The 3,648-nt window shown below is 67.7% G+C and carries 3 protein-coding genes; 2 read left to right on the plus strand and 1 reads right to left on the minus strand.

Features of this window, described 5'->3' with window-relative positions; genetic code table 11:
• Positions 1 to 275 precede the first annotated feature (275 nt).
• Both ACFVX4_RS41770 and ACFVX4_RS41775 read left to right on the plus strand, forming a co-directional pair.
• Complete coding sequence (locus tag ACFVX4_RS41770) at positions 276 to 494, plus strand: helix-turn-helix domain-containing protein (RefSeq protein ID WP_389988673.1); 219 nt, start codon at positions 276 to 278, stop codon at positions 492 to 494.
• Positions 495 to 1,088: 594 nt separating this feature from the next.
• Positions 1,089 to 3,005 carry a LamG-like jellyroll fold domain-containing protein gene (locus tag ACFVX4_RS41775; RefSeq protein ID WP_389988667.1) on the plus strand — a complete coding sequence of 639 codons (1,917 nt, stop codon included), beginning with the start codon at positions 1,089 to 1,091 and terminating at the stop codon, positions 3,003 to 3,005.
• Between the two features lie 192 nt (positions 3,006 to 3,197).
• Here the strand turns inward: ACFVX4_RS41775 and ACFVX4_RS41780 are convergent, their stop codons facing one another.
• A complete protein-coding gene (locus tag ACFVX4_RS41780; protein WP_389988670.1) occupies positions 3,198 to 3,509 on the minus strand; it encodes a hypothetical protein in 312 nt (103 codons plus the stop codon).
• Positions 3,510 to 3,648 lie beyond the last annotated feature (139 nt).

Here is a 3,648-nt window from a genome sequence, read left to right on the forward strand (position 1 = left end):
GCCCCGAGCTGAGCGGCCACGTCCTTGTTCGAGGCACCCTGGGCGCAGGCCAGGATAATCCGACACCGCAGGGCCCACGCCTGCGGTGTCGAACGGCGCCGCACCCATCCCTCGAGAGCGGCCCGCTCCTCGTCCGACAACGTCAACTCAGCCTTCGGCCGCCCCGTCCGTGCCATAAGGCAAACCTACACATCTGAACAGAATTCCTGACTCAGAAGACTAGTGTTCCGAGTCTGGTATTCCGTGTAGATGTGTAGGCTTTCTCTATGGCGCGGATGGGTCGACCGAAGGCCGAGTTGACGTTGCCGGGCGAGGAACAGGACGCACTTGAGGGGTGGGTGCGGCGTCGTTCCACGCCGCAGGCGTGGGCGCTTCGGTGCCGGATCGTCTTGGCTTGTGCTGAGGGTGCCTCGAACAAGGACGTTGCTCCTCGACTTGGCTCCACGCCGCAGGCGGTGGGCCGCTGGCGGGCCCGGTTGGTGCCGTCGTTGTAGCCGCACACCTCGAAGTAGATCTTCTTACCCTTCTTGATGTCGACGTCAATCGTCGCGGAATCGCCGTTGTAGACGTGGACCTTCTTCCACAGCTTGCCGGTCCTGCTCTTGTAGACCCTCAGCTCTGAAGAGCGGGCGTCGAGGTTCGCGTCATTGATGGTGAGACTGTCCACGTCCGCACCGTTGGGGGTGTAGTCGTCCCAGAACACGGTGGCGTAGCGGTGGTTCTTGATGTACGCCTTCCAGCCGTAGCCATCCGGAGTACCCTCCGCCTGGGCGACGGTGGCAACACCACCTGCCTGGGATCCGGAGCTGTCGGCAAGCGCCGACGTCGCACCGAGTGCGCCGGCCGACAGCAGGACTGCCACGCCGGAGGCGACAAGCGTCCGCTTGAACATGCCTGACTGCGTCATGAGTCTTCCCCGTTTCTCGTCGCTGCTGATGGCCGTCGGTGCCGGGGTGCGGCGCCGACGTTTCGCCGCACAATTCATGGAGTCTTCGCCCGGATGTCACCCTTACGAACCATTCCTCCCCCGGTCCCGCGGCTAGCTTGCGGACGACCACCCCCGACGATCGTCCTCCGCGGAGACACCCATGTGCAGCCCCCTCCACCAGCCCGACGGACCACTCCTGCCCGATGCCGGGCGTCGTACGTTCCTGCGGGCCGCCGCGCTCACCGGTGCCGCCGCCGCGGCCACGGGGTTCGTGTCCGCCGCCCCCGCCGCGGCTCTCCCCCAGCAGAACGCCGGTGCCGCCACGGCCCGTTGGCGACCCGATCCGGAGAGCCTCCGGTTCACGCTCGTCGTCATGCCCGACACCCAGTACCTCTTCGACGGGGCGAGCATCAACAAGGGCCCGGTCGAGGCCTCGTTGCGTTACGTCCTCGATCACGGGCGCGACGAGAACATCGTGTTCCTGTCCCATCTGGGCGACCTCACCGAGAGCGGCCGGGCCGACGAATTCGAGGCGATCGGCGAGGCCTTCGAGCTGCTCGACCGGCGGCAGGTCGGCTACAGCGTCGTCGCGGGCAACCACGACATCAAGTCGTCCACCGACGACGGGCGCGGCCGCACCCCGTACCTGGACACCTTCGGTCCGCGGCGCATGCGGCGGCTGCCCACGTTCGGCGGGGCAACCCCGGACGGCTACAACACGTACCACGTGTTCCGCGCCGCCGGGCGGGAGTGGCTGGTGCTGGCGCTCGACTGGCGGCCGTCGGCGGCGTCCCTGGCCTGGGCCCGGAACGTCATCGCCAAGCACCCGGACACGCCGGTCGTCCTCACCACCCACGAGCTGGTGTACGCCGACGCGGACGGCGACGAGGCCGAATTCTCCGACCACGGAGAGCATCTGTGGGACGAGCTGATAGCCGGGCACGACCAGATCTTCCTCACCCTCAACGGCCACTACTGGCCCGCCGGGCGCACCACCCGCAAGAACACCGCGGGCAACGATGTCCATCTGCACCTCACCAACTACCAGAACCGCTACTACGGCGGCAGCGCGATGATCCGCCTCTACCGCTTCGACCTGGCCAGGAACACCATCGACGTGGAGACGATCTCGCCGTGGATCCTCGGCCGGGCGGGCGAGCAGCTCAACGAACTGGAGCGCGGCGAGATCGAGCTGACCGGCCCGCAGGACCGGTTCGCCGTCCCCATCGACTTCGAGAAGCGGTTCGCCGGCTTCGCGCCCGTGCCGGTGCGCGGCCCCCGCCCGGCGGAGCGGCTGCTGATACCGGGCACCGTCGCCTACTGGCGCTTCGACTCGCCCGCGCACCCGGACGGTTCCGCCGCCGCCGCCAATCTGCGCGTCCCCGACCTGTCCGGGCACCGCAACGACCTGGTGCGCGAAGCTGTGCCCGGAAGCGCGCCCGACGCGCTGCGCTGGTCCACCGGCCACCACCCCGACCAGCCCGGCCACGGCAGCCTCTACTTCGACGGCTCGAAGCCGCCGCTACGGGGCGCGTATCTGCGTACGGAGAACAACGCACCGCTCAACACCAAGACCTTCAGATCCGGTTACACCATCGAGGCCTTCCTCCGTCTCCCCGCCGACTGGGACGCCGGACGCAATGCCTGGGGCGCCGTACTCGGCCGCCGGGGCACGCTCGGGGCCGCGGGCAAGACGTCCGGCGACTCGGACGAGCCCGTCGCCACCCTCTCCGTGTCGGACGGCCCCGGGCTCCAGTGGGCAGCGGCGCCGCTGAACCAGCCGGGAGCCGTCACCAACTGGAGCCATGAGCTGCCGCGTGACCGGTGGTGGCACGTGGCGGTCGTCAACGACGGCAAACACACGACGATGTACGTCGACGGCTGCGTCGTCGCCCGCAACCCCGCCACCCGCACCACCGGTCTCGCCACCGCGGGTCTGCCCTGGCTGCTCGGCGCCTATGAATACGGGGGCAGGCTCGACCAGTTGATGCACGGCTGGCTCGGCGACATCCGGATCGTCGAACGCCCTCTGCGCGTGCGGGACTTCATGACGGCCCCGACTCCGCCGTCCCACTGACCGGGCGGCCAGTTGATGACAACCTGACCAGCGGTCATTATGTACGTGTAGCCCTTCACGCATCCCCCGTCGCGAAGGGCTACACCCCTGTTGCAGTGCATGCCCCTTTTGCCCGCGCCGACTTCACGAACAAGGGACCCCCCTCACGGTTCCTTGCTCATGTTTCTTCGAGTTAACAGTGACGTAGAGTGTTTACGCAAGCCCGCTCGCGTGCGGCCTCCCGCACGGCCCCCGTACCGCCTCGTGTCTCGCCTCCCGCACCGAGGACACCGCATCGGGGTTCGGTCCTTTGGCACCGGGCCCGCACGAGAGCCGCTGCCAGGCATCGGCCGGTGCCTCATCGATGAGTTCGTCGATGCGCCAGATACCGGCGAGGGACTTGGTCTGTTGGGACTTCGGGACGGCGACGACGTAGCCCAGGCCATGCTGTTCGAGGCAGCGGCGGAAGTTTGAACCGCTCCGGGTTTGATGGAGATCATCAAGACCCGGAAGGATGCCGATCATGGCTGCTCCCCGTAAGTACCCCGACGAACTGCGTGAACGCGCGATGAGCTGAACCGGATTTTGTAGCGGCCCTGAAGCCAGGCATGATCGCCTCGGCAGATGGGAGAACACAGGTCCGATGCCTGCACCGCGGAAGTAC

Origin of the sequence: Streptomyces sp. NPDC058240, assembly GCF_042882135.1 — a bacterium.
GTDB lineage: Bacteria > Actinomycetota > Actinomycetes > Streptomycetales > Streptomycetaceae > Streptomyces.

Excerpts from the sequence above, each read along its gene's own strand:
- ACFVX4_RS41775 (WP_389988667.1), top strand. The coding sequence starts at position 1,089 with ATGTGCAGCCCCCTCCACCAGCCCGACGGACCACTCCTGCCCGATGCC.
- ACFVX4_RS41780 (WP_389988670.1), bottom strand. The coding sequence starts at position 3,509 with ATGATCGGCATCCTTCCGGGTCTTGATGATCTCCATCAAACCCGGAGC.
- ACFVX4_RS41770 (WP_389988673.1), top strand. The coding sequence starts at position 276 with ATGGGTCGACCGAAGGCCGAGTTGACGTTGCCGGGCGAGGAACAGGAC.